This is a genomic window from Streptosporangium sp. G11 (assembly GCF_051192615.1).
Classification (GTDB): Bacteria; Actinomycetota; Actinomycetes; order Streptosporangiales; family Streptosporangiaceae; genus Streptosporangium.
The window spans coordinates 1-847 of sequence record NZ_JBPJUQ010000330.1 but is presented as its reverse complement, the minus strand read 5'-3'; the positions used below and the strand labels follow the sequence as shown (position 1 = coordinate 847).

Genomic DNA, 847 nt, shown 5'->3' with positions numbered 1-847 from the left:
TCACGGTGCCCGACACCTTCGCCACGACGTCCAACATGGTGAGCATCCTGTCGCTGGCCGCGACCATCGGGGTGATCACGGTCGGGATGACGTTCGTGATCATCGGTGGGGGCATCGACCTGTCGGTGGGCGCGATCATGGCGTTGGCGTCGGTGTGGGCGACCACGCTGGCCACCCAGTCCTACGGCCCGTTCGTGATGATCGTGTGCGCGGTGCTGGTCGGCACGGGCGCGGGCCTGGTCAACGGCCTGCTGATCTCCTACGGGCGGATGGTGCCGTTCATCGCCACGCTGGCGATGCTGGTGGCCGCGCGGGGTCTGGCGCAGCGGATGTCGGACCGGCGTACCCAGCTGGTGCAGCAGGGCAACGAGATGATCGTGGAGTTGTCGACCAGCCGGGTGCTGGGCATTCCGGTGCTGGTCTACATCTTCGCGCTGGTGGTGATCGCCGGGTGGGTGCTGTTGAACCGCACCACGTTCGGCCGGCGCACCTACGCGGTGGGCGGTAATCCCGAGGCGGCCCGGCTGGCCGGCATCGACGTGCGCCGTCACACGGTGATGTTGTACGCGCTGTCGGGGTTGTGCTGCGGTATCGCGGCGGTTTTGATCATGGCCAGGACCACGACGGGTTCCTCCACTCATGGGGATCTGTACGAGCTGGACGCGATCGCCGCGGTGATCATCGGTGGCACGCTGCTGACCGGTGGCCGCGGGTCGATCATCGGGTCGATCCTGGGTCTGCTGATCTTCACCGTGATCACGAACCTGTTCATCCTCAACGGGCTCAACACCAGCGACCAGCTGGTGGCCAAGGGCCTGATCATCGTGGTGGCCGTGCTGCTCCAGCG

Annotated in this window: 1 protein-coding gene; it reads left to right on the top strand. The window is 66.5% G+C overall.

What is annotated here, in order from left to right; all coding sequences use genetic code 11:
- Window positions 1-86: 86 nt before the first annotated feature.
- Window positions 87-847, top strand: a 761-nt coding sequence (locus tag ACSDR0_RS50855) for an ABC transporter permease (protein WP_435296177.1), incomplete at its 3' end; no start/stop codon positions are given.